This is a genomic window from Streptomyces globosus (assembly GCF_003325375.1).
In the GTDB taxonomy this organism is placed as follows: Bacteria; Actinomycetota; Actinomycetes; order Streptomycetales; family Streptomycetaceae; genus Streptomyces; species Streptomyces globosus_A.
The window spans coordinates 816,193-840,034 of record NZ_CP030862.1 but is presented as its reverse complement, the minus strand read 5'-3'; the positions used below and the strand labels follow the sequence as shown (position 1 = coordinate 840,034).

The window sequence follows — 23,842 nt, the reverse complement described above, 5'->3', positions numbered from 1 at the left end:
GCACGACTGCGGGCGCACGAGGGGGCCGGACCCCGCCGAGGGATCCGGCCTCTGCCGGAGCGCGGGTGGGGGCGTCAGCTGGAGGCACTCGCTAGTCGAGTTCCCTGGCGAAGTGGAACGCGACGATGTCGAACCGCTCGCGGAGGTAGAAGCGGTGCGCCCCGGTGCGGTGCGTGCCCGAGTCGAGGTCCAGGAGGCGGCAGCCGGCCGCGCGGGCCCGCTCCTCCAGGTGGGCGAGCAGGGCGCGGCCCACGCCCCGGGAGCGGGCGCGGGCGGCGGTGACGAGGTCGTCGACGTACAGGCGGCGGATGTCGACGGTGTTCGCGACGATGCGCCACCCGGCCGCGCCGACACACGCGCCCCCGTCCTCGTAGGCCGCGCTGAAGCGCAGGCCCTGCGGGTGGCCCTCGGCGTGGATCTCGGCGAAGAGGTCGGCGGTCAGGTGCGGGCGCAGCTCCCGCAGTACGGGCAGCAGGTCGGCGGTGAGCCGCGGGTCGCCCGGCTCCAGGTCGATGATCTTCATCGGCCCACGGTACCCGGGCCGTCGGCCGGGGCGTCCGCGCCGCTGCGGCCGCCGTCCGCCGGGCCGCGGTCCTCCGGGCCGCCGCCACCGCCGCCGCCGTCCGCGCCGCCGAGGAAGCCTCCCGACTGGTGCCGCCACAGCCGCGCGTAGGCGCCGCCGGAGGTGAGCAGTTCCTCGTGGCGGCCCTGTTCGACGATCCGCCCGCGGTCGAGGACGATGAGCCGGTCCATGGCGGCGACGGTGCTGAGCCGGTGCGCGACGACGAGGGCCGTGCGCCCGGCCATGAGCCGCCACAGCGCTTCCTGGACGAGGATCTCGCTCTCGGAGTCGAGGGCGCTGGTCGCCTCGTCGAGCAGCAGGATCGGCGCGTCGCGCAGGATGGCGCGGGCGAGCGCGACCCGCTGCCGCTGCCCGCCGGACAGTTTGACGCCGCGCTCGCCGACGAGCGTGTCGAAGCCGTCGGGCAGCACGTCGGCGAACTCGGTGACGTGTGCGGCCTCGGCCGCGCGCCGGACCTCCGCGTCGGTGGAGCCGGGGCGGGCGAAGGCGATGTTCTCGCGGAGGGTGCGGTGGAACATGGCCGGGTCCTGCGGCACGTACGCGATCAGGCTGCGCAGGTCGGCCTGGCGCAGCCGGCTGATGTCGCGGCCGCCGACGAGGATGCGGCCGCCGTCGACGTCCGTCATCCGCAGCAGCAGCCTGGTCAGGGTGCTCTTGCCGCCGCCGGACCGGCCGACGAGCCCGAACCTGGCGCCGCCGGGCACGGCCAGGTCGAGTTCCTCGAAGAGCGGCCGGGCGCCCTTGTGGGCGAAGGTGACGCCTTCGAAGCGGACGTCCGCGGCCCGCGGCGGCGGCGCCGGCTCGGGCTCCGCCGGGTCGAGGACGGTCGGCGGCTCCCGCAGCAGCTCGGTGAACTGCGCGGCCTCCGTCATCGACCGCTCCAGGCGGCGGTAGATCTGGTTGAACTCGAACATGATGCGGGTGGCGTTGCTGTAGTAGGTGAAGGCGACGACGACGGCCTCCACGCCCTGTCCGGTGCCGCCCCCGCCGCCCGCGGCGGCGACGCTGCCGCCGACGACGGCGACCGCGATGAGCAGGCCGAGGGCGTTGGTCAGGACGGACATCGGCGCGACGACCGTGTCGATGCGGAGGTTGCCGTAGTCCCAGGCCCGCAGGGTGAGCCGGCGCGATTCCGCGACCCGCGACCGGTGCTCCTCGGCCTCGCGCCGCTCGGCGGCGAACGCGCGGACGGTGTCCATGTTGGCCAGGCTGTCGGAGACGTGCCCGGAGACGCGGGCGATGGCCGCCTCGCGCCGGTCGACGAGCGCCTGCCGGCGGCGGACGAGCGGTGCCACGCACACGGCGGTGACGGCGATCATCGTCAGCAGCCCGGCGACGAGCAGCGGTTCGTACTGCCACAGCACGACCGACCCGAACAGCAGCGGCACGAACCGGCCGACGACGGCGAACGCGAGGGTGTCGACGAACTCCTCGAAGCGGGAGGCGAAGCCGAGGACCCGCTTGGTCAGCGACCCGGCGAAGTTGTCGTGGAAGAAGGCGGCGTCCTTCGCGAACAACTCGTCCACGCCGATCACGTAGAGCCGTTCGATGCCGAGGGCGTCGAGCCGGTTCAGGCAGTGCACGCCGAGCCGCCACAGGGCCTCCGCGAGGAGCAGGACGCCGGCGAAGCCGAGCACGTAGGGCAGGCTCGCGGAGAGGCCGGCGCCGCCGTCGGCGATGCGGCCGACGAGCTTGGCGACGACCAGCGGCGCCAGGTAGTTGACGCCGATGTTGCCGAGCGCCGGCAGCAGCATCGCGGGGAGCGCGAACCGGCGGAGCCGGGCCAGCTCCCTGCCGTAGTAACGGAGCGCGAGGGCCACCGGGCCGCGGCCCGGTGGCGCCCCGCGCGGTGCGGAACGTGTTGCGGACGGTCCCATCGCCACCCCGGGGTGTCGTACCGGCAGCCCACCGGCCGCCTTCCCGGGCGAGGCCGTCGCCCCGGAAGCCCCGCGGTGCCGGGCGGCGGTGCGGGGGGCGGGCAGACAGGCAGTGTCCCGTGGGGACACGTTCCGCGTCCAAGCGTTTACGGAACGCGACGCCGGGCCGCCCGCGTGTGCGCCGGGGCGCGGCGGGGTCAGGCGGCGCCGGCCGCCTGCTGCGGCTCGCGCCACATGGCCCACAGGGTGGGGCCGCCGCCGGGGAGGGCGATCTCCTCGCGGACGGTGAAGCCGAAGTGCTCGTAGAAGGGCAGGTTGTCCGCCTTGGACGACTCCAGGTACGCGGGCATGCCGGCCGCGTCGGCCTTGGCGAGGCCGGAGCGCAGCAGGGCCGCGCCGTGGCCCTGGCCGCGGGCGGCGGGGTCGGCGCCGATGGCCGCGAGGTACCAGTGCGGCTCCTGCGGGGTGTGGGCGGCGGCCGCGCCGATGGCGTCGCGGAACAGCCCGGCGCGGTCGCCGAGCACCTCCAGCAGGGCCTGCTGGGTCTCCACGTCGGGCACGCCCAGCTCGCCGGCCTCGGGGGCGACCCAGAAGGCGGCTGCGGAGGCGGTGCGCTCGCAGACGCCGTGCCGGACGTAGTGCCGGGTGAAGAGGGTGGTGAAGTACTCGGCCAGGCGCTCCTCGCGCGAGGCGGCGTCGGGGAAGAACCAGCACATCATCGGGTCGTCACCGAAGGCGCGGGCCAGGTTGCGGCCGATCTCCGGGGCGTCTGCGGCGGTGGCCGCCTGCGGGATGTTCGCTATCGACATACGGGTCATTCTGCACATCGCCTTCAGGCCTCCGCAGGCCGGGTCGGACCCACCCGTTCGGGACAACGCCCCGGCCCCCCGGGCAAGTTCCCGCCGACCCGGGCGCACCGCCGTCCACAGTGGCGCCGCGTCAGCTGACGCGGCGCCAGGCGGGCTTCTAGAGGTACTCGCGGGCGAACTCCACGGCCCATTCGACCGCGGCGACGGGGACACTCCCGGACTGGGGGTCGACGGCGAGGCGGGCGCCCTCCCAGCCCTGGCCGTGCTCGCGGTAGATGGCGAAGTGGCCCTCGCTGCGCACCCGGCCGCCGCTGCGGCCGTCGCGGTGGGGCCGTACCAGGAACTCGATCGCCCGGTCGTCCCCGTCCGTTCCCACGGTGGTGATCGCCATGTCGCCGACTATGAAGTCCACTGCTCTGCCTTTCCGTCCCCGCTGCTCCCGGAAGGACACCCTCCGCCAGGGCGCGGGCCGGCCGCATGAGTGCGCGTACTCAGGAGCCGTACTCAGGAGCCGTGCCCGCATCCGGCGGCGCCCCGCGCGGCAGCGGGGTGACGAGCGCAACACCACCCCTGCCGGGCGTATGCGGACACACCGATTCCGCAGGTGGAGCGCGGCCGCGGCCCCCGTTTCCAAGGCCCAGCAGACCCCCGCCCTTCCCATCGCGCGAACCGGGACATACCCCCCTCCGATCCTGCGCCGGAATCCCCAGCGGGCCCGGCGCAGGGCCCGTAAGCTCCCGTCATGCAGGTGATCCAGTCAACGAAACTCGCCAATGTCTGCTACGAGATCCGCGGCCCCGTCCTCGAAGAGGCGATGCGGCTCGAAGCGGCAGGTCATCGCATCCTCAAGCTGAACACCGGCAACCCCGCGGCCTTCGGCTTCGAGTGCCCGCCGGAGATCCTGGAGGACATGCTCCGCAACCTGGGCGACGCCCACGGCTACGGGGACGCGAAGGGGCTGCTGTCCGCGCGGCGCGCGGTCATGCAGCACTACCAGACCAAGGGCATCGAGCTGGACGTCGAGGACATCTACCTCGGCAACGGCGTCTCCGAGCTGATCCAGATGGCGATGCAGGCGCTGCTCGACGACGGCGACGAGGTCCTCGTCCCCGCGCCGGACTACCCGCTGTGGACGGCGTCCGTCTCGCTGGCCGGCGGTACTGCCGTGCACTACCGCTGCGACGAGCAGTCGGACTGGATGCCGGACCTGGCCGACATCGAGCGGAAGGTCACCGACCGCACCCGCGCGATCGTGATCATCAACCCGAACAACCCCACCGGCGCCGTCTACGACGACGAGATGCTGCGGGGCCTCACCGACATCGCGCGCCGCCACAACCTCATCGTGTGCTCGGACGAGATCTACGACCGGATCCTCTACGACGGCGCCACGCACACCAACACCGCGGCGATCGCGCCCGACCTGCTGACCCTCACCTTCAACGGCCTGTCGAAGAACTACCGGGTCGCCGGCTACCGGGCCGGCTGGATGGCAGTGTGCGGCCCGAAGCAGCACGCCGCCTCGTACATCGAGGGCCTGACCATCCTGGCGAACATGCGCCTGTGCGCGAACATGCCCTCGCAGCACGCCGTGGCGACCGCCCTGGGCGGCCGGCAGTCGATCCAGGACCTGGTGCTGCCGGGCGGGCGGCTGCTGGAGCAGCGCGACACCGCATACGACCTGCTGACGCAGATCCCCGGCATCACCTGCGTGAAGCCGAAGGGCGCGCTCTACCTGTTCCCGCGGCTCGACCCGGCCGTCTACAAGATCAAGGACGACCGGCAGATGGTCCTCGACCTGCTGCGGGCCGAGAAGATCATGGTGGTCCACGGGACGGGCTTCAACTGGCCCGAGCCGGACCACTTCCGGATCGTGACGCTGCCGGCCGCCCCCGACCTGGCGGATGCCGTGACCCGGATCGGCAGGTTCCTGGACGGCTACGGCCAGCACTGACGGCGGCGGGCCGCGCCCGCGGTCGAGGGACGCCCGAGGGGCGGTGGAGGGGTCCGGCCCCGCTCCACCGCCCCTCGGTCCAGGATCAGGAAAAACTTTAGAACGAATCCAATGTAAGATGGTCTCCTGACTTTCGGGAGGCCACTCATGTACGAGCCGATCCGGACCAAGCCGGTCGTCCAGCGTGTGGGCGGCCGCCACTCCGACTATCCGCACAGCACCCGCGCCGAAGCGCTCGACCACCAGCTCGCCGGGCACCTGACCGCCCTGCTGGCCGTCACGGACGCGCTGGGGCTGGGCGACGCCGGCGACCGCATCGCCGCCCAGGTCGGCCGGCTGCGGGGCACCGCCCCCGCCCGGGAGCCGCACGACCCCGCCGCGGACCCCGCCGCCCTCCACCGGCGGGCGCACGACCTCGCCGGCCGGGCACTGGTCGTGGCCGCGTCCCGCGCCGACACCACCGTCGCGATCCTCGCCGCCGAGCTGATGGACGCGCACACCGCCGCCCTGGGCCGGTTCTCCGAGAACCTCGCCGGGCGCCTGTGACGGCCCCGGTCCGGGGCCGCGGAGGCTCCGGACCGGGAGCCATGACGCCGTACGCCCGCCCCGGAGCGCGCATCCCCGTACGCTCCCTTCCGCCGCCCGCGGTCACGGCGCGGGGGTGAACTCCGCCCCCGCGACCCCGCACCACGGCACCGCCGCGAACGGCCACACCGGCCCGACGGCCTCGCCCCGCTCGACGGCCTGCGGAGCCACCCCGGGAATCCGGACCAGGGCCTGCGCGGCGCGCCCGCCCGGCCGGGCCCCGTCGTCGTCGCGGAACTCCACCGTCACCACGTACGCCCCCGCGCCGCCGGGCCGCCCCGAGGCCTCGACCGCGGCGACCACCCGCCGGCTCGCCGGGTCGACCCGGCACCCGGTGACCCGTACGTCCTGCAGCGCGTCGCGCGGCGGCGCGGCGGCCGGACCGCCGCCGCCCCACACGTACAGGCCCAGCGGCGTGAACACCAGCATGGCCGCCACCGCGGACAGGCCGAGGAGCCGGCCGTGCCGCTTCAACGCCGTCATCGCACCCATCGCGCCCAGCCCATCGCCTCCGGCGCGGCCCCCGCGCCCTGCGCGCCCGCGCCCAGGAGACGATCCTGACGGTCCGGCGGGCCCGCTGCCAGCACCCGCCGATGCGTACGCCGTTTCGAAGAGGGACCGGTCGGCCACCGTGCGCTCACCCGTCTCGCCGTGAAAGTGCCTGTCGACGGGAGCAGGCTGCCCGCCCGCGGGCCGCGGGACGCATCGCGGTGCCCGCGGAACGGGCGAGCGGGCGGAACGCGCGAGCGGCGGGCCCCCGTGCACCGGGGGCCCGCCGCCGGCGGGTGCGCGCGGCCCGCCCGGAGGAGCACGAAGACTCTCCGGGACGGTCCGCGGCTGCGGTGGGAACCGCTTGGTCGGGGACTCCCACAGCGGTGGGAATCGCTTGGTCGGGGACTCCCACGTTCAAAGGGCCCTGGTTCAGGGCGTGTTGCGGCTCAGCCCAGGCGCTCCACGAGCGCGTGGTACTGGTCCCACAGCTCCTTCGGCGTGTGCTCGCCGTAGGTGTTCAGGTGCTCGGGCACCAGGGAGGCCTCGTCCCGCCACACGTCCTTGTCGACGGTGAGGAGGAAGTCGAGGTCCTCGTCGGCGATGTCGAGGCCGTCGAGGTCGAGGGCGGCCTTGGTCGGCAGGATGCCGATCGGGGTCTCGACGCCCTCGGCGGTGCCGTCGAGGCGGCCGACGATCCACTTCAGGACGCGGCTGTTCTCGCCGAAGCCGGGCCACACGAACTTGCCCGCGTCGTTCTTGCGGAACCAGTTCACGTAGTAGATCTTCGGGAGCTTCGCGGCGTCCGCGGAGGCCCCGACCTTGATCCAGTGGGCCATGTAGTCGCCCATGTTGTAGCCGCAGAACGGCAGCATGGCGAACGGGTCGCGGCGCAGCTCGCCGACCTTGCCCTCGGCGGCGGCGGTCTTCTCGGAGGCGATGTTCGAGCCGATGAAGACGCCGTGGTTCCAGTCGAAGGACTCGGTGACCAGCGGGACGGCGGAGGCGCGGCGGCCGCCGAAGAGGATCGCGGAGACCGGGACGCCCTTGGGGTCCTCCCACTCGGGGGCGATCGTCGGGCACTGGGCGGCCGGGACGGCGAAGCGGGCGTTCGGGTGGGCCGCCGGGGTTCCGGACTCCGGGGTCCAGGGGTTGCCCTTCCAGTCGATCAGCTCGGCCGGGGGCTCCTCCGTCATGCCCTCCCACCAGACGTCGCCGCCGTCCGGGGTGAGCGCGACGTTGGTGAAGACGGTGTTGGCGTACATCGTCTTCATGGCGTTGGCGTTGGTGTGCGCGCCGGTGCCGGGGGCGACGCCGAAGAAGCCGGCCTCCGGGTTGATCGCGTACAGGCGGCCGTCCTCGCCGAAGCGCATCCAGGCGATGTCGTCGCCGATGGTCTCGACCGTCCAGCCGGGGATGGTCGGCTCCAGCATGGCGAGGTTGGTCTTGCCGCACGCCGACGGGAAGGCCGCGGCGACGTAGCGGGCCTCGCCCTGCGGCGGGGTGAGCTTCAGGATCAGCATGTGCTCGGCGAGCCAGCCCTCGTCGCGCGCCATGACGGAGGCGATGCGCAGGGCGTAGCACTTCTTGCCGAGCAGGGCGTTGCCGCCGTAGCCCGAGCCGTAGGACCAGATCTCGCGGGTCTCCGGGAAGTGCGAGATGTACTTGGTGGTGTTGCACGGCCACGGCACGTCGGCCTGGCCCTCGGCGAGCGGGGCGCCGAGGGTGTGGACGGCCTTGACGAAGAAGCCGTCCTCGCCGAGCTCGTCGAGCACGGCGCTGCCCATGCGGGTCATCGTGCGCATGGCGACCGCGACGTAGGCGGAGTCGGTGATCTCGACGCCGATCGCGGAGAGTTCGGAGCCGAGGGGGCCCATGCAGAAGGGGACGACGTACATCGTGCGGCCCTTCATGGAGCCGCGGAAGATGCCGTTCTCGCCGGTGAAGATGTCCTTCATCTCCGCCGGGGCCTTCCAGTGGTTGGTCGGGCCGGCGTCCTCCTCCTTCTCGGAGCAGATGAAGGTCCGGTCCTCGACGCGCGCGACGTCGGAGGGGTCGGAGGCGGCGTAGTACGAGTTCGGGCGCTTGGTCTCGTCGAGCTTGCGGAAGGTTCCCTTCGCGACGAGCTCCCCGCACAGGCGCTCGTACTCGGCCTCGGAACCATCGCACCAGACGACGCTGTCCGGCTGGGTGATCGCCGCGATCTCGTCGACCCAGGCGATCAGGTCCTTGTGGTTCGTCGGGACGGATGTGGGAGCCGCGTTGTCGCGCGCCACGATTGCTCCTTGTTGAGGGGTTCGTTTGGTGTATGCCCCGTGGGGGCTGCGACCCGGACGCTTCGCGCTCCGCTCATCCGGTGCCGACCGCACTCATCTGATCATCCGGTGCGTGTGCGCATATGTCCAGGGGGCCTCTCACGTGAGCATCGCCACTCCCGTCAATCTTCCGTAAAGCACACTATGAGAAACCTACGGACCCGTAGGTAGCATGTGGACCATGACTTCTGACGCCGCAGTCGTGCGGGAGGCCGCTGCGGCGGCTGCCGCGCCGGAGGCCAAGCCGCTGATGCGCGGCTGGCTGCACGCAGGGATGTTCCCCGCCGTCGTCGTGGCGGGCCTGGCCCTCATGGCCTTCACCGACTCCACGCGCGCCCGGGTGGCGTGCGGGGTGTACGTGCTCACCGCCTGCCTGCTGTTCGGGATCAGCGCCGTGTACCACCGCGGAAACTGGGGGCCGCGCGGCGAGGCGGTCCTGCGCCGCCTCGACCACGCCAACATCTTCCTGATCATCGCGGGGACGTATACCCCGCTGACCGTCCTGCTCCTCCCGCCCTCCACCGGACGGACGCTGCTGTGGGCGGTCTGGATCGCGGCCGCGGCCGGGATCGCCTTCCGGGTCTTCTGGGTCGGCGCCCCGCGCTGGCTCTACACCCCCTGCTACATCGCGATGGGCTGGGCGGCCGTCTTCTTCCTGCCCGACTTCCTGCGCGCCGGCGGCATAGCCGTCCTCGTCCTCGTGGTGGCCGGCGGGCTGCTCTACAGCGCGGGAGGGGTCATCTACGGGATCAAGCGGCCCAACCCCTCACCGCGCTTCTTCGGCTTCCACGAGGTGTTCCACTCGCTGACGCTGGCCGCGTTCGTCGCGCACTACGTCGGCATCTCGCTGGCGGCCTACCGGCACTGACGGGCGGGGCGCCGGACGGGCGGGGCGCCGGCGGGTCAGGAGCCCGCCGGCCCGCCGAGCTGTGCGGCGAGTTCGGCCGGGTCCGCCGTGGGCCGCGCGCACACGAAGTGCCGGCACACGTACGCCGCCGCCCTGCCCTCGACGGGCGTCCGCCCGGCCAGCAGCGGGAACTCGCCGTCGGCCGCGCCCGGTCCGCCGTCCGCCGCCGGCTCGCCGACCGCCACGACCGCCCCGGGGGCCGTCGCCAGGAGCGCCGCCCGGTGCAGCTCCGCGCGCGCCGGATCGTCCGCCCGGCCGACCACGGCCACCTCGCGCGGCCCGTCCAGCAGCGCCTCCGCGACCGCCAGGCCGTGCCCGATGAAGCGCGGGGCGCGCGGGCCGAGCGCCCGCACCACCCCGAGCGCCCGCTCGGCCGCCGTGCGGTGCGCCTCCGAGCCGGTGTGCGCGGCGTACGAGAGCAGCGCGCCGGCCGCGGCCGTCCACCCGGAGGGCGCGGCGGTGTCGGTCGGGTCCTGCGGCCGGCGGATCAGCCGCTCCGCATCGTGCGCGGTGTCGTACAGGGAGCCGTCCCCGGCGGTGAACCGGTCCAGCACCAGGTCCAGGAGGAACCCGGCGAACTCCAGCCAGACGCCCTCCCCGGTCACCGCGGCCAGCGCCAGGAACCCCTCGGCGACGTCCCCGTAGTCCTCCAGCACCCCGGCGTTCGCCCCGACCTGCCCGTCCTTGCTGGTGCGGGCCAGGCGCGGGGCGCGCCCGTCCTCCGCCCGGAAGTGGACCCGTACGAGCAGGTCGGCGGCCTCCGTGGCCCGCTCGACCAGGTCCGGCCGGTCGAAGTACGCCCCGCACTCGGCGAGCGCGGCGACCGCCAGGCCGTTCCACGCGGCGACGACCTTGTCGTCCCGGCCCGGCGCGGGCCGTGCCGCGCGCGCCGCGAGCAGCCGCTGCCTGATCCCGGCGATGCGCCCGGCGTCGACGACCGGCCCGTCCTGCGGGAGCCGGAGCACCGAGGCGCCGTGCTCGAAGGTCCCCTCCTGCGTCACCCCGAAGCAGGCGGCGGCCAGCGCCCCGTCCTCCGCGCCGAGCACCTCCTCCAGCTGGGCGGGCGTCCACGCGTAGTACGCGCCCTCCGCGGGCTTCCCGGTCCGCGGGTCCTCACTGTCGGCGTCGAGCGCGGAGGCGAAACCGCCCTCGGGGGTGCGCAGCTCCCGCACCATGAAGTCGGCGGTCTCCAGCGCCACGCGCCGGGCCAGATCCGACCCGGTGGCCCGCCACAGGTGCGCGTAGACACGGCACAGCAGCGCGTTGTCGTAGAGCATCTTCTCGAAGTGCGGAACCAAAGGTCCACCGCTCCTCGGTGTGAGTACGTACCGGTGGAAGCCGCCCCCCACCTGGTCGTACAGGCTCGAACGAGCCATCGCGCCGCAGAGCCCCTCTGCCATCTCCAGCGCCGCCACGGAACCGGCACGCGTGTGGTGGCGCAACAGGAACTCGACCACCATCGACGGCGGGAACTTGGTGTCTCCCTTGAACCAGCCGCTCGCCGTGTCGATGTCCCGGGTCAGTTGGCGGAGCGAGAGGGCCTGGGTCTCGTCGGTGGGCAACCCTGCGGACTCGATACTCAGCTCCCGCCCGGCAAGATCCTTGGTGATCTTCGCGGCGACTTCGCCCACCTCGTCGCGTCGGCTCGTCCATGCGTTGTGGACACCTTCGAGTACCTGCCGCAAGGACGGCATCCCATGGCGGGGCTCCGGCGGGAAGTACGTTCCGAAGTAGAACGGCTCCCCGTCCGGCGTCATGAACACGGACATGGGCCAGCCACCCTGCCCCGTCGAGGCCTGCACCGCCTCCATGTAGACGGCGTCCACGTCCGGCCGCTCTTCACGGTCCACCTTGACGGACACGAAGTGCTCGTTCAGGTACGCGGCAGTGTCGTCGTCCTCGAAAGACTCATGCGCCATCACATGGCACCAGTGGCACGCGCTGTACCCGACGCTCAGGAACACGGGGACATCGCGCCTCCGGGCTTCTTCGAACGCGCCGACCTCCCACGGCCACCAGTCGACGGGGTTGTCCGCATGCTGGAGGAGATACGGGGACGTGGCCTGCGCAAGTCGGTTCGGCATGCCCCCATCCTTGCGCACCCGCCTCCGCCCCGCCCATGCGCCACAGCAGGGGCAGCGCACGAACGGGGCAGCAGGGCGCCTGCTCAGTGCCCGCGCGGCCGGACCCGCTGACGAGGTGCCGCACCGCTCTGCCGCCACTGCCCGTCGCAGACGAACAGGGGAAGCCCGAAGTACGCCCCGCGGGGCACGCACGACGGGCGCCCGCCTCCGGGTCCGTGGGGCACCCGTCGGCGCGACGCGGGCGCTCCGGCGCCCAGCGGCGGCATCCACCGGCCCTCCGAGGCTGCCCGCACGCCCGTCGGGATCGCCCGTCAGGCGCACCTGCACCGGGGCCGGTCCGGGCACACCGGGCGTGGACGCCCTCACTCGGAGTCTGCTGAGCAGATCGCCTACCGAAAACGGACAAGGCCGGTCCGGAAGACTCAGCCGCGTTGCGTCGAACTCAGTTCCCGGTGGCCGTGTCCTTCTTCGACAGCCAGTCGAACTCGAGCCGCTCCAGGATCGGGGTGTGGTCTCCCTGCCGCCGGGCGGGTTTGACCGTGATGCCCTTTTCCCCAAGGGCGCACTTCAGGAGCATCCGCTTGTCCGCCGTATCCGACGCTTCCCACGCCTCGCTCAGGATGCCGATCTGCGCAAGGGGCGAGAGGTCTGCCTCCGCGTCCAACGCTTCAAGGGCTGCCGTGGTGGACTCGATAACGGCGCGCTGCCCGTCACTCAGCTCCTCGAAGCGCTCTTCATCCATCTTCCCGTACACGTAGAAGTCGTCTTCGAGCTTCTTCACACGCCGCTGGGCCGCCTCAAGGGCCTTCTGCGCCTCATCCTTCTTCGCCTGCGTTTCGGGGTCCGCGAAGGCAAGCCACCGGCGGGCAATTTCGATCACCACCGGGTCACCGGGCTCAAGGGCGGTGATGTGGTGGATCCAAGCCTGGCCGACCGCATGGTCGATGCGGTCGGCCAAGGTCACCACGCCCTCGCAGACGGACCTGCCCCGCGTCTGCCGGACCTCGCACCGGTAGCGTCCTCCACGGTGGCTCATCGAGCCGCCACACGGTTCAAGCTCGCCCGTGCCCTTCTTGTCCCGCATCCGGCCGCATCGGTAGCTCCCCGTCCCCAGGTACTTCGCTTCCGGCTTCGCCTTCGCCCACCGTTCATCGGTCCGCTCCGCGATGAGCGCTTTGACCTTGAACCACTCCCCCGGCGTCACGACCCCCTTGCCGCACATGATGACCTCCCCCTTCTCGTTGCGCAGAGGCTCGCCGTACCCCTCCCAACTGTCCAAGGGGTTTCCGTGCTCGTCCGTCTTGCGCCGCCGGACCGGGACCATGCCCGCGAAGAGTGGGGACTGCGCCAGCTTGCTCACCGCCGTGGGCGACCAGGTGGCACCGCTTCGCGTCCGGTAGCCCTCCTCGTTGAGTTGGTGGGCGGTGTCTTTCGTCGTCTTCTTGTCGAGCAAGAGGTCCGCCAGCCTGCGGGCTGTCCCGTACTCGTCAGGGTGGGGTTCGACCTTGCCGCTTCCGGGCGCGCTGTAAAGACCGAACGGCGGCCTGCCCGTCCCCCTTCGTCCTTCCGCCTTGCGCGAGTCATGGCCGATCTTCACGCGCTTCGCCATGTCCTTCGCCTCCTCCCTGGCACGCTCACTCAGGATCGCGAAGACCATTCGGCCGCCCTGTGATGAGTCGAGCCCTTCGGAAACGGAGACGAGCCGCGCTTGCCGGCGGTCGAACTCGTCGAGCATCCGGCCCACCGCTCCCATACCGCGCCGGTCGAAGCGGTCCGTCTTCCACACGCCGAGCGTCTTGGACTTGCCGTCCACGATCGCTTGGGTGGCCTTCTCGAACTCCCGGCGTCGTACGTAGGACTTGGAAGCCGAGAGTTGTTCGAACCAGACATGCCGGATCTGAAGTCCGTTCGCCTGCGCCCAGCGCACCAAGTCCCGCACGTGCCGACGCAACGTGGCCAGGTCTTCCTTCTTGTTGCTTCGTCGCAGGTAGGCGTCCATGAGTCCGGACGGCTCGGCCGTGGCGGGCTTATCCAAACCCAGGGCTTCCAGGTCCTCAGTGCTGAGCCCCAGCCCGACCAGCGTCGCGTGATCCTCGCGCACGACAATCCTCCCTGCTGCCGGGGGAAAGGGTATGGAAGCGATGGGCCTCAGACTGGCGCTTTCCTGAAATGCGGCACAAGCCACGCCCGGTCCACCGAGTGGAGGGCGAACCGCCGTTGAGTTGGAAGACCGTCAGGGGCCGCCCGCCCTGGCCGGTGGCGGCCACCACTTGTTGTAAAAGGGGGCGCCGCCGCCGTGTCGGGCGTCGCGCGCGGGCTGGATGTCCTGACCGGGCGTCCGGCGTCTGGATCGGCTCAGCCGTCGACGAGCCCGTGGAGGAGCTCCAGGCCCGTCGGCCAGTCGCCGAGGCCGCCGGCGGAGTTGATGTGGCCGTGGCCTTCGACGAGGTGGGCGCGCGCCCGCCACCCGTGGGCGAAGGACGCGGACGCCTTCGGGCCGCAGTAGGGGTCGTCGTCGCTTGCCACCATCAGGCTGGGGCAGGGCAGGGGGCGGGCGGACAGGCCCGCAAACGTCGGTGCGGCCTGGCGGGGGAACGCCGGCCCCCGCGGGTCGGGGGGCGCGACGAGGAGCGCCGCCACCGCGCCGGGTCGCGCCTGCTCCAGCCAGTGCGCGGCCGCCCAGCAGCCGAGGCTGTGCGCCACCAGCGCCACCCGGTCGTCACGCCGGGAGGCGGTCTCGTGGGCGGCCTGGATCGCGGCGGCCCAGTCCGGCAGGTCGGGCCAGCTCCAGGAGGCCGGCGCGATCCGGACCGCCGAGCTCCCCCACCGCTTCTCCCACAGGCTCTGCCAGTGCCGCTCATCCGAGCCGTCGATCCCAGGGATGATGACGTACGCGACCATCGTCCACCGCCGTTCCCGTCGCGGCCCCCGCACTCCGCAGGGGCGCCCTGGGGCGATTCTCGGCGGGCCGGCGCGGACGACCGGGCCGGGCAAGCGGTTGCAAGGAAAGTGGGGGAGACAACGATGGAATCACTCGACGCGATCGACCGGGCCATCCTGGACCTGCTCCAGGCCGACGGCCGGCTCACCGGAGCCGCGGTCGGACGGCGGGTCGGGCTGTCCCAGCCGGCGGCCGGCGCCCGCATCCAGCGCCTGGAGAAGAACGGGGTCATCACCGGCTACCGCGCCGTCGTCGCCCCCGCCGCGGTCGGGTTGAACATCCACGCCCTCGTCCGGCTGCGCACCACCCACGCGCAGCTGGCCCAGGCACTCGCCCTCGCCGCCCGGATTCCCGAGGTCGTCTCGACCCTGCGCGTCACCGGCGAGGACTGCCTGGTGCTCGACGTCCACTGCTCCCATGCCGAACGGCTGGAGCAGATCGTGGACTCCCTCGCCCGCCACGGAGCGGTCACCACCTCCCTCGTCCTGCGCAGCTACCCGCCCAAGCCGCTGCCGACGGCGCCGTAGGGCGCGGGCGGGCGCCGGCGGGGGCCGGGCGTGGATATATGCGCCGTGGGGGCGGGTGCGGGGTCAACTGGCTCTGATCTCGCTCAAGTTGTGTCGCGCATCGGGGGGTGCGGTCCCACACTTGGGGCACGTTGCCGGAGCTCTCTTGAGGGGATGCCGATGCGGGACAGCCATCGCGGTGAGGCCGAGCGGCTGCTGGAGCGGGCCGTGGACGAAGAGGCCCGGCGGGCAGCCGGTGCGGGGGCGCCGTTCGACAGGGCCGCGCTGCTGACCCGCGGGCTGGAGTCGCTGGACTCCCTCGCGGCGAGCGCCGCCGAGGAGTACGAGGCGTACGTACGGGCGCTGGACGCCTCGGACGCCGGGGCGGAGTCGCTCGGCGAGGCCTTCCGGCGGCAGAACACCTCGACGGCGCTGCTGGTGACGGCGGTGGCGGCGGCCGCCGCGGCCGGCGCGGACCTGTCGCTCGGGTTCCCGGTCGGGGCGGCGCTGACCGCCGGGGCCGTCACCGGGGTCGCGGGCGCGGCGGCGGCCGTCGCGAAGGTGACGGCCGGGCACCTGCCTGCCGCGAACCGGCGGGCCGGCGAACGGGGACGGCCCGGCGGGCCCGAACAGCTGCGGCTGAAGTGGCTGACGGCTCTTGAGGTGCGCGGGATACGGCCGTTCCTGGAGCAGCAGCGCGCGGTGGCGGCCGCGGCCCGCGCGCCCCGGCTACCGCGGCCGGCGGCCGCGGTACCGCCGCTGCGCGGCGGCGACCGCAGTGCGCAGGCGCGGCGGCGCAGCGTGCTGGAGCAGTCCTTCGGGCAGCTCCCGGAGCCGGCCGCGGGGTTCACGGGCCGGCGGGCCGAACTGGCCCGGATCGCGCAGTGGGTGCAGGCGGCGCGGGCCAGTACGGAGACCCGGCCGGTGGTGGTCGTCCTGCACGGCGGGCCGGGCGTCGGCCGGACGGCGCTGGCCCTGCGGGCGGCGGACGCGCTGCGGGACCAGTTCCGCGGCGCGTGCGTGGTGGACCTGCGCGGCGGCTCGCCCGGCGGGCGGACACCGCTGCCGGTACGGGAGGCCCTGCTGCACCTGCTGAACCGGCTGGGCGCGCCGCGCGAGCAGCTGCTCTTCCGCGAGGGCTCGTCCGCGGAGCAGCAGGTGCGGCGGCTCGGAGAGCTGTACCACCAGCAGTTGCAGGGGCTGCCGGTGACCGTGGTGCTGGACGACGCGGTGGACGCGGAGCAGGTCCGTCCGCTCGTGCCGGAGCGGTCCGAAAGCCTGGTGCTGGTCACGGCGCGGGAGCCGCTGGAGCTGCCGGGGCTCGCTGCATGGGTCCATCAGCTGCCGGTGCAGCCGCTGCCCGCCGCGGAGGCGGCGGACCTGGTCCGGGCGGCCGCTGCCGCTGCCGCGGCCGGGGCCGGGGCCGCGGCCGGGGCCGGGGCGGGGGCGGGGGCCGGATCCGGTGACCGGCCGGACGACGCGGCCGTGGCGGAACTGGTCGCCCTGGGCGCCGGCCTCCCCCTGGCCCTCCGCGCCCTGGCCCCCACGGCCGCGCCGCGGAAGGCCCCCGCCGCCGCGGGCCGGGTGCCCGGGGCCCGGGGTGAAGGCTCCGCCGGGGCCCCCGCAGCAGGAGGCCAGACCGTGTCCGCGGCACCCGAGCGCACGAGGGGAGGCGTTGCCGGGGCGACCGCCGACCGGCACCCGGCCGTTCCTGCGGCGCACGGGGACGAGGCCGCAGACGCGGCGACCGCCGCCGGGAGCGAAGCGGCCGGCAGACCGGCCGCGGGCAGCGGCCAGGACGCCGCCGGAGCGGCCGAGGTCCAGGCCCGGGCCGTACCCGCGGCGGCCGACGGTCCCGCCGGCGCCGACACCGGCGGGACCGCCCCCGGGGGCGCCGGCCCGGTACTCGTAGGCGCGGGCCCCTCCGGTCAGGTGCTGGAGCGGGCGCTGGCCCGGGCGTACGGGCGGCTGCCCGAGGACCGGCAGCGGCTGTTGCGGCGGCTCACGCTCGCCGGGCGGGCCTCCCTCGGCCCGTCCGCGGCGGCCGCCCTGATCGGCACCGGCCCGGTCGAGGCCGCCCGGCTGCTGCACGAGCTTGCCCGCGCCGGCCTCCTGGACCACGTACGGGGCGAGCGGTTCCGCATGCACGACGCGGTGCGCGCCTACGCGGCGGCGCGCCTGGCGGCGGACGGGGACCGGGCGGGCGCCTCGGCGGCGCACGGCCGCCTCATCCGCGACTACGCGCAGCTGGCGGACGCGGTGATCCGGATGGTCGACGGCCAGACGTCGACACGCTCCGGCCACTTCGGCGGGCACGGCTTCGCCTCGCTGGAGGCGGCGCTGCGCTGGCTGGACGAGGAGTCGAGCTTCATCACGGCGGCCCTGCGCCACGCCGGGGACGTCGACGACCTCCAGGCGGTACTCGACCTGCTGGGCGCGCTGTGCGACTTCTGCCTGCTGCGCGGCGACCTGTACCGGCTCGGGGAGATCGACGAACTGACGCGGGCGGTGGAGGCGGCCCGCCGGGGCCGGCCCGGCCAGGGCCGTCTGGTGCGGTCGGTGCAGTGGCGTACGGGCATCGCGGCGCGCCAGCTCGGCGAGCTGGACCGGGCCCGCACGACGCTGTCGTCGGTGGTGGACCAGTACCGGGAGGCGCGGCAGGACGCGGGGGCGGCCATGGCGCTGGTCTCGCTCGGGATCACGCTGCACCACCAGGGCCGGCTTCGGGACGCCGCGGCCCGCATCCGGGAGGCGCTGGAGCTGCAGGAGCCGGCGGAGCTGGCGGGCGACCGGGCGTGGGCGCTGCACGCGCTGGCGGCGGTCGAGCGGGACTCGGCCCGCCTGGCGGAGGCGCTCGGGCTGCTGCGGCGCTCCCTGGCGCTGCACCGGGAGCACGGGAGCGTGCACGGCGAGGCGTGGGCGCAGTTCCAGCTCGGGCAGGTGTACCTGCGGCTCGGGGAGGTCCCGCAGGCGGAGGAGGAGCTGCACCGGGCGCTGGACCTGTACGGGCGCACCCGCGACGACCGCGGCCGGGCCTGGGCGATGACGCAGCTGGGGCGGGCCCGGGTGGTGGACGGCGACCCGGGCCCGGCGGTGGAGCGGCTCCGGGAGGCGCTGGCCCGGCACCGGGAGGCGGAGGACGCCCGCGGCGAGGCGTGGACGCTGTACTACCTGGGGCAGGCACTGGAGGAGGCCGGGGAGCCGGACGAGGCCGTGCGGGAGCTGGAACGCGCCCGGACGATGTTCTCGCGGATGCGGGACGTGTACGGGCTGGCGCACGCCCGGCACCACTCGGGGCGCGTGACGCGCGACGTGCGGGCGGCCCGGACCGGCAGCCTCCGCAATTCCGGCTTCGCCCGGCAGCTGCTGGTGGACGCGCGGGCGGACTTCCGGCGCATCGGGCTGGCCCACGGCGAGGCGTGGACCTGCCTGGAGCTGGCGGTCGTCGACGCAGGCAACGACCGGACGCCGCAGGCGCTGGACCTGTGCGAGGAGGCGGCCCGGCTGTTCATCTCGTACGGGGACCGGCGCGGGGAGGACTGGGCCCGGTTCATGCGCTGCACGCTGCTGCCGTACGCGGCGCCCGGCGGCGGCGCGGAGGAGGCGCGGGCGGAGCTCGCGCGGCTGTCGGGGGCCCCGCACCCGGTGCGGGACGGGCGGCTGGCGGACTGCCTGGAGGCGTACGCGGTGGTCCTGGCGCGGGGTGTGGACCCGGCGGAGGGGTGGCAGGGGTGGCGCCTGTCGATGGTCCCGGACCTGCACGCACAGGAGGTCATGGGCGTCCCGATGCCCCCCGCGCCCTGACGCGGCAGCCGCCGCACCGCCTGCGGAGGCGCGCACCCCGGCTGCTCAGGCGGGCCGCCGCGGCATGGCTTTCGTACGCCGACCCCGCACGCGGGAGCCGCACGGCCTGGTGCCGCAGCCGGGACAGACGCGGGACGTGCAGGCCGGCACTCCGCCCGCAGGCGGCGCGGGCGCCGAGGGCGGGCGGCAGGCGCGGGCACGGTACGCCGGGCCTTGCGCCGGGCGCATCCGCGGGCCCGTACACCGGGCGCGCGCCCCGGGGCCGCCGCTCCGGTGGGAAGGCCGGCTGCGCCGCCGTGCCACGGGGCGGGAGGCAGCGGGGCGGCCGCGGTGGCGGCAGGCGGGGGTGGCGGCTGCGCGGGCCGGCGGGCCCGTCCGGGGCAGGCGTCCCCGCGCAACCCGCGGCACGCCGCCGCGTCCGTGGCGCGGACGCCGTACGCCGGTTCCGTGCGCGGCGCGCGCCGGGAGTCCGCCCCCGGCCGCACGCCGCCGCCCGGCGGCGCGGGCGCGGGCGTGCGCGGACGCCGCCCCTCCGGTGGGCCGGGGAGGCGGCGGGGGCGCGCCCGCGGCGGAACGCCGCAGGCGGGAGGGCGCTATGCCGCCTTGTCGCCCGCCCCGGATGCGCCGGAGGCACCGGCCGGTGCCGGCTCGGCGGCCTCCTGGAAGTCGACCTTGCCCATGTGCCGGTTCATCGACTTCATCAGCCCCCACACCGCGAGGGCGAGGGCCGCGAACACGATGAAGCCCAGGACGCCGGGGGTCACCTTGTTCTTGTCGAAGGTGTCGCCCGCGAGCGGGAGGAGCTGCGTCAGTGCTGCGTGGGTAGCGCTCATGACGGGACATTCTCCCGGATGCCCGCGAAGAGGTCGGACTCGGGGAGGGAGGTGTCGACGAGGGACTTCGCGAGCTCGTACTCCTCGGTGGGCCAGACCTCCTTCTGGATCTCCATGGGGACGCGGAACCAGCCGCCGTCGGGGTCGATCTGCGTGGCGTGCGCGATGAGCGCCTTGTCGCGGATCTCGAAGTAGTCGGCGCACGGCACGTGCGTGGTGAGCGTCCGCTCGGTGCGCTCGAACTCCTTCCAGCGCTCCAGCCACTCGCCGTACGGGGACTCCATGCCGCGGGCGAGCAGCGCCTCGTGCAGGGCGATGGTGCGCGGCTTGTTGAAGCCCTGGTTGTAGTAGAGCTTCTGGGGCTGGAAGGCCGGGCCGAACTCGTCCTCCGGGTACTTCCCGGTGTCGGCCGCGCCGTCGAACGCCACCATCGTGATCTTGTGGGTCATGATGTGGTCGGGGTGCGGGTAGCCGCCGTTCTCGTCGTACGTGGTGATGACCTGCGGCCGGAAGGCGCGGATCTTCTTCACCAGGCGGCCGGCCGCCTCGTCGACGTCCTCCAGGGCGAAGCAGCCCTCGGGCAGCGGGGGCAGCGGGTCGCCCTCCGGGAGGCCGGAGTCGACGTAGCCGAGCCACTCCTGCTCGACGCCGAGGATCTGGCGGGCCTCCTCCATCTCCTTGGCGCGGACCTCGTGGATGTTCTCCTCGATGTACTTGTCACCCTGGAGCTTGGGGTTCAGGATCGAGCCGCGCTCGCCGCCGGTGCAGGTCACGACCAGCACGGGCACCCCCTCGGACACGTACTTGGCCATCGTGGCCGCGCCCTTGCTCGACTCGTCGTCGGGGTGCGCGTGGACGGCCATCAGTCGCAGCTGCTCGGTCAAGACAGGATCCTCTGTGATTCGTCAGGCGGACGGCTTCTATAGTGACCGAACCGGGGGGTGGAAAAATTCCGGGGTGAGACCGGAAATTCCAACGCCCGCCCGGCCTCCCGGAAGGAACGATCATGAGCACGGTGCGCGAGGGACTGCCCGAGGGCCGCTACGGCCGGTCGGCGGACGAGCGTGCGGACCGCAAGCTGAAGATCGTCGGCTCGGTGCTGGGGGTCGGCCTGCTCGCCGTGGTCGGCTGGATCGGCTGGGACTACGTCGCCGGTCAGACGGTCAGCGCCGAGGTGATCAAGTTCCAGGTGGTGTCGGACTCCGAGGTGCAGGTGCACCTGGAGGTCCGCAAGGACGCCTCGGTCGCCGGGGTGTGCACCCTGATCTCCCAGGACCGCGGCCACGGCGAGGTGGGCCGGGCCGACTTCGCCTTCCCGCAGCGGGCGTCGCGGGTGGACGAGGTGGTGTCGCTGAAGACGACGGCGCGCGCCACGGCGGTCGAGCTCGTGGGCTGCCAGGCGGCCGGCTCCGCAGGCTGAGCCCCCGCCTCCGCCACCGCCTCCCCTGACGCCTCCGCTTCCCCTTCCGTCGCCGCTTTCCCTGCCGTCTCCGCGGGCCGGCCCCCGTGGCCCGGCCGCTGCCGGAGGCGGCCCGGTTCGGACGTCCGTCCGGACACTTTCCTGCTCACGGGCCCGATGACACACTTCATACACACGGTGTCCTCCCCCTTTTCTTCCCGAATTGTTAGGCTCGTGGTTTCGCCCGCCACCGGCGGACAAGCAGTCCCCTGTACCGACGAGGAGCACCCGTGACCCAGACGAGCGACAGCGTCACCTGGCTGACCCAGGCGGCGTACGACCAGCTGAAGGCCGAGCTGGACTACCTCTCTGGTCCCGCCCGCACGGAGATCGCAGCGAAGATCGCAGCCGCCCGCGAGGAGGGCGACCTGCGTGAGAACGGCGGTTACCACGCGGCCAAGGAGGAGCAGGGCAAGCAGGAGCTCCGCGTGCGCCAGCTGACGCAGCTGCTGGAGAACGCGAAGGTCGGCACGGCCCCGGCCAGCGACGGCGAGGTCGCCCCCGGCACCGTCGTCACGATCGCCTTCGACGGCGACGAGGACGACACGATGTCCTTCCTGCTGGCCTCCCGCGAGTACGCGTCGGGGGACATCGAGACCTACTCTCCGCAGTCGCCGCTCGGTGCCGGCGTGCTCGGCAAGAAGATCGGCGAGGAGGCCGGCTACGAGCTGCCGAACGGCAAGACGGCCATGGTCAAGATCCTCGACGTCAAGCCCTTCACCGGCTGACCGCACCGGCTGACCAGCAGCTCCGCCGCCGGCCGCATGCCGCAGCCCCCTCGGGACGTCCGTCCGAGGGGGCTGCGGCGTACCGGTGCCAGGCTCACTCCGCGCGGCGGTACCTGCGCACCGCCAGCGTGCGGAACACCGTGACGATCAGCACCGACCAGAGCACCGACGCCGCCACCGGGTGCTCCATCGGCCAGGCGTCGGACGGCGACACGCCCGGGTTGCCGAAGAGTTCGCGGCAGGCCTGGACGGTCGCGCTGAACGGGTTCCACTCGGCGATGGGCTGGAGCCAGTCCGCCATGTTCTCGGTGGGCACGAAGGCGTTCGACACGAAGGTCACCGGGAAGAGCCAGATCAGCCCCCCGGAGGTGGCGGCCTCGGGCGTGCGGACGGACAGGCCGATCAGAGCGCCGATCCAGGAGAAGGCGTAGCCGAGGAGGAGCAGGAGGGCGAAGGCCAGGAGCGCCTTCGGGATGCCCTCGTGGATGCGCCAGCCGACCAGCAGCGCGACGATCGCGAGGACCCCGAGGGTGAGCGTGGTCTGCGCCAGGTCGGCGAGGGTGCGGCCGGTGAGGACCGCGCCGCGTGCCATCGGCAGGGAGCGGAAGCGGTCGATCAGTCCCTTGTGCATGTCGTCGGCGATGCCCGCGCCCGCGCCGGCCGTGGCGAAGGTGACGGTCTGGGCGAAGATGCCCGCCATCAGGAACTCGCGGTAGCCGGCGGCGCTCGTAGAGCCGCCGATCATCATCGAGCCGCCGAAGACGAAGCTGAACAGCACCACGAACATGATGGGCTGGACCAGGCCGAAGACGACCATCTCGGGAATCCGGGTCAGGCGCAGCACGTTCCTCTGCGCGATGACCAGGGAGTCGCCCAGGCTGCTCATTCCGACCACTTCCCGCCCGCGCCGGTCCGGTCGTTCCCGTCGTTCCCGTCGTTCCCGTCGTTCCGGTCGCCGCCTTCGCCTTCGCCGTTCAACGCGGCCGCGTGGCCCGTCAGGGAGATGAACACGTCGTCCAGGGTGGGTCGGCGCAGGGCGATGTCGTCGATCTCGATGCCGCGGGCGTCCAGCTCGCGGATCACCTCCGCGAGCAGCCGGGCGCCGCCGGAGACCGGCACCGTCAGCCTGCGGGTGTGCTCCTCGTACGCCGTGCCGCCCTCCCCGAAACCGGCGAGCACGGCCCGCGCGTCGCCGATGCGCTCCCGGTCGTGGACGACGACCTCGACGCGCTCCCCGCCCGTCCGCGCCTTGAGCTGGTCGGAGGTGCCGCGCGCGATGACCCGGCCCTGGTCGACCACCGCGATGTCGTGCGCGAGGTGGTCGGCCTCCTCCAGGTACTGGGTCGTCAGCAGCAGGGTGGTACCGCCGGCCACGAGTTCCTGGATGACGTCCCACAGCTGCTGGCGGTTGCGCGGGTCCAGGCCGGTCGTCGGCTCGTCCATGAACATCACGGGCGGCCGGACGACGAGCGCGGCCGCCAGGTCCAGGCGCCGGCGCATGCCGCCGGAGTACGTCTTCGCGATCCGGTCGGCGGCGTCCGCGAGGTGGAAGCGGTCGAGCAGCTCGTCCGCGCGCGCCTTCGCCTCCCGGGCGCCCAGCTGGTAGAGCCGGCCGACCATCCGGAGGTTCTCGCGGCCGGTGAGGTACTCGTCCACGGCCGCGAACTGGCCGGACAGGCCGATGGAGCGGCGCACCTCTTCGGGATGCCTGAGGACGTCGACACCGGCGACGACGGCCCGGCCGGCATCCGGCCGCAGGAGGGTGGTCAGGCAGCGGACGGCCGTCGTCTTCCCCGCCCCGTTCGGGCCGAGCAGGCCCAGGACCGTGCCCTGCGGCACGTCGAGGTCGACGCCGTCCAGTGCCCGTACGTCGCCGAAGGTCTTCACCAGGCCTTCGGCATAGATGGCGCCCGGCATGAAGGTCCTCCCCACGGGGAGCGGGACAGGGTCGTTTCCCCCGCAAAGCCT

20 protein-coding genes are annotated in these 23,842 nt (G+C 73.6%); 7 read left to right on the top strand and 13 right to left on the bottom strand.

Going from position 1 to position 23,842, the window contains the following annotated elements:
* Positions 1–91: 91 nt before the first annotated feature.
* The 4 genes from C0216_RS04035 to C0216_RS04020 form a co-directional block, all read right to left on the bottom strand.
* Positions 92–523 carry a GNAT family N-acetyltransferase gene (locus tag C0216_RS04035; protein ID WP_114053917.1) on the bottom strand — a complete coding sequence of 144 codons (432 nt, stop codon included), beginning with the start codon at positions 521–523 and terminating at the stop codon, positions 92–94.
* Positions 520–2,460 carry an ABC transporter ATP-binding protein gene (locus C0216_RS04030; RefSeq protein ID WP_114058440.1) on the bottom strand — a complete coding sequence of 647 codons (1,941 nt, stop codon included), beginning with the start codon at positions 2,458–2,460 and terminating at the stop codon, positions 520–522. Before C0216_RS04030 ends, C0216_RS04035 begins: the two co-directional genes overlap by 4 nt.
* A gap of 197 nt (positions 2,461–2,657) precedes the next feature.
* Entirely contained in the window at positions 2,658–3,269 is a 612-nt protein-coding gene (locus C0216_RS04025) for a GNAT family N-acetyltransferase (protein WP_114053916.1), read from the bottom strand.
* A 157-nt stretch (positions 3,270–3,426) separates the two neighbouring features.
* On the bottom strand, positions 3,427–3,660 hold the full coding sequence (locus tag C0216_RS04020) for a hypothetical protein (protein WP_162793112.1): 234 nt from the start codon (positions 3,658–3,660) through the stop codon (positions 3,427–3,429).
* A gap of 351 nt (positions 3,661–4,011) precedes the next feature.
* Here C0216_RS04020 and C0216_RS04015 point away from each other — a divergent pair, with 351 nt between their 5' ends.
* Together C0216_RS04015 and C0216_RS04010 are read left to right on the top strand one after the other, a co-directional pair.
* A complete protein-coding gene (locus C0216_RS04015) occupies positions 4,012–5,223 on the top strand; it encodes a pyridoxal phosphate-dependent aminotransferase (RefSeq protein ID WP_114053914.1) in 1,212 nt (403 codons plus the stop codon).
* Positions 5,224–5,370: 147 nt separating this feature from the next.
* Positions 5,371–5,769 carry a hypothetical protein gene (locus tag C0216_RS04010; protein ID WP_114053913.1) on the top strand — a complete coding sequence of 133 codons (399 nt, stop codon included), beginning with the start codon at positions 5,371–5,373 and terminating at the stop codon, positions 5,767–5,769.
* A 102-nt stretch (positions 5,770–5,871) separates the two neighbouring features.
* Here C0216_RS04010 and C0216_RS04005 read toward each other — a convergent pair whose 3' ends face one another.
* Together C0216_RS04005 and C0216_RS04000 are read right to left on the bottom strand one after the other, a co-directional pair.
* On the bottom strand, positions 5,872–6,291 hold the full coding sequence (locus tag C0216_RS04005) for a hypothetical protein (protein ID WP_114053912.1): 420 nt from the start codon (positions 6,289–6,291) through the stop codon (positions 5,872–5,874).
* A 455-nt stretch (positions 6,292–6,746) separates the two neighbouring features.
* On the bottom strand, positions 6,747–8,573 hold the full coding sequence (locus C0216_RS04000; RefSeq protein ID WP_114053911.1) for a phosphoenolpyruvate carboxykinase (GTP): 1,827 nt from the start codon (positions 8,571–8,573) through the stop codon (positions 6,747–6,749).
* A gap of 220 nt (positions 8,574–8,793) precedes the next feature.
* On the opposite strand from C0216_RS04000, the gene trhA reads away from it, so the two are divergent.
* Complete coding sequence (gene trhA / locus C0216_RS03995; protein ID WP_114058439.1) at positions 8,794–9,480, top strand: PAQR family membrane homeostasis protein TrhA; 687 nt, start codon at positions 8,794–8,796, stop codon at positions 9,478–9,480.
* Positions 9,481–9,515: 35 nt separating this feature from the next.
* Here the strand turns inward: trhA and C0216_RS03990 are convergent, their stop codons facing one another.
* The 3 genes from C0216_RS03990 to C0216_RS03980 all read right to left on the bottom strand — a co-directional run bounded on the left by C0216_RS03990 (position 9,516) and on the right by C0216_RS03980 (position 14,504).
* Positions 9,516–11,603, bottom strand: coding sequence for a thioredoxin domain-containing protein (locus tag C0216_RS03990; RefSeq protein ID WP_162793111.1), 2,088 nt, complete (start codon positions 11,601–11,603; stop codon positions 9,516–9,518).
* Positions 11,604–12,045: 442 nt separating this feature from the next.
* Positions 12,046–13,704 carry a recombinase family protein gene (locus C0216_RS03985; RefSeq protein WP_114053909.1) on the bottom strand — a complete coding sequence of 553 codons (1,659 nt, stop codon included), beginning with the start codon at positions 13,702–13,704 and terminating at the stop codon, positions 12,046–12,048.
* A 254-nt stretch (positions 13,705–13,958) separates the two neighbouring features.
* On the bottom strand, positions 13,959–14,504 hold the full coding sequence (locus C0216_RS03980) for an RBBP9/YdeN family alpha/beta hydrolase (protein ID WP_114053908.1): 546 nt from the start codon (positions 14,502–14,504) through the stop codon (positions 13,959–13,961).
* 123 nt (positions 14,505–14,627) lie between these two features.
* Between C0216_RS03980 and C0216_RS03975 the strand changes: the two genes are divergently transcribed.
* On the top strand, positions 14,628–15,071 hold the full coding sequence (locus C0216_RS03975; protein WP_114053907.1) for an Lrp/AsnC family transcriptional regulator: 444 nt from the start codon (positions 14,628–14,630) through the stop codon (positions 15,069–15,071).
* A 159-nt stretch (positions 15,072–15,230) separates the two neighbouring features.
* Positions 15,231–18,854, top strand: a complete 3,624-nt coding sequence (locus tag C0216_RS03970) for a tetratricopeptide repeat protein (RefSeq protein WP_114058438.1) — start codon at positions 15,231–15,233, stop codon at positions 18,852–18,854.
* Between the two features lie 593 nt (positions 18,855–19,447).
* Here the strand turns inward: C0216_RS03970 and C0216_RS03965 are convergent.
* Both C0216_RS03965 and mca read right to left on the bottom strand, forming a co-directional pair.
* Positions 19,448–19,687, bottom strand: a complete 240-nt coding sequence (locus C0216_RS03965; protein WP_114053906.1) for a hypothetical protein — start codon at positions 19,685–19,687, stop codon at positions 19,448–19,450.
* Positions 19,684–20,571, bottom strand: a complete 888-nt coding sequence (mca, locus tag C0216_RS03960; RefSeq protein ID WP_114053905.1) for a mycothiol conjugate amidase Mca — start codon at positions 20,569–20,571, stop codon at positions 19,684–19,686. Before mca ends, C0216_RS03965 begins: the two co-directional genes overlap by 4 nt.
* A 122-nt stretch (positions 20,572–20,693) precedes the next feature.
* Here mca and C0216_RS03955 point away from each other — a divergent pair, with 122 nt between their 5' ends.
* Both C0216_RS03955 and greA read left to right on the top strand, forming a co-directional pair.
* Positions 20,694–21,107 carry a DUF4307 domain-containing protein gene (locus C0216_RS03955; RefSeq protein WP_114053904.1) on the top strand — a complete coding sequence of 138 codons (414 nt, stop codon included), beginning with the start codon at positions 20,694–20,696 and terminating at the stop codon, positions 21,105–21,107.
* Positions 21,108–21,376: 269 nt separating this feature from the next.
* Entirely contained in the window at positions 21,377–21,874 is a 498-nt protein-coding gene (gene greA / locus C0216_RS03950) for a transcription elongation factor GreA (RefSeq protein WP_114053903.1), read from the top strand.
* Positions 21,875–21,968: 94 nt separating this feature from the next.
* On the opposite strand, the gene C0216_RS03945 is transcribed toward greA, so the two are convergent.
* Both C0216_RS03945 and C0216_RS03940 read right to left on the bottom strand, forming a co-directional pair.
* Positions 21,969–22,760 (bottom strand): ABC transporter permease, encoded by a 792-nt coding sequence (locus C0216_RS03945; protein ID WP_114053902.1) that lies wholly within the window; start codon positions 22,758–22,760, stop codon positions 21,969–21,971.
* Positions 22,757–23,791, bottom strand: a complete 1,035-nt coding sequence (locus C0216_RS03940; RefSeq protein WP_114053901.1) for an ATP-binding cassette domain-containing protein — start codon at positions 23,789–23,791, stop codon at positions 22,757–22,759. Before C0216_RS03940 ends, C0216_RS03945 begins: the two co-directional genes overlap by 4 nt.
* Positions 23,792–23,842: the final 51 nt, after the last annotated feature.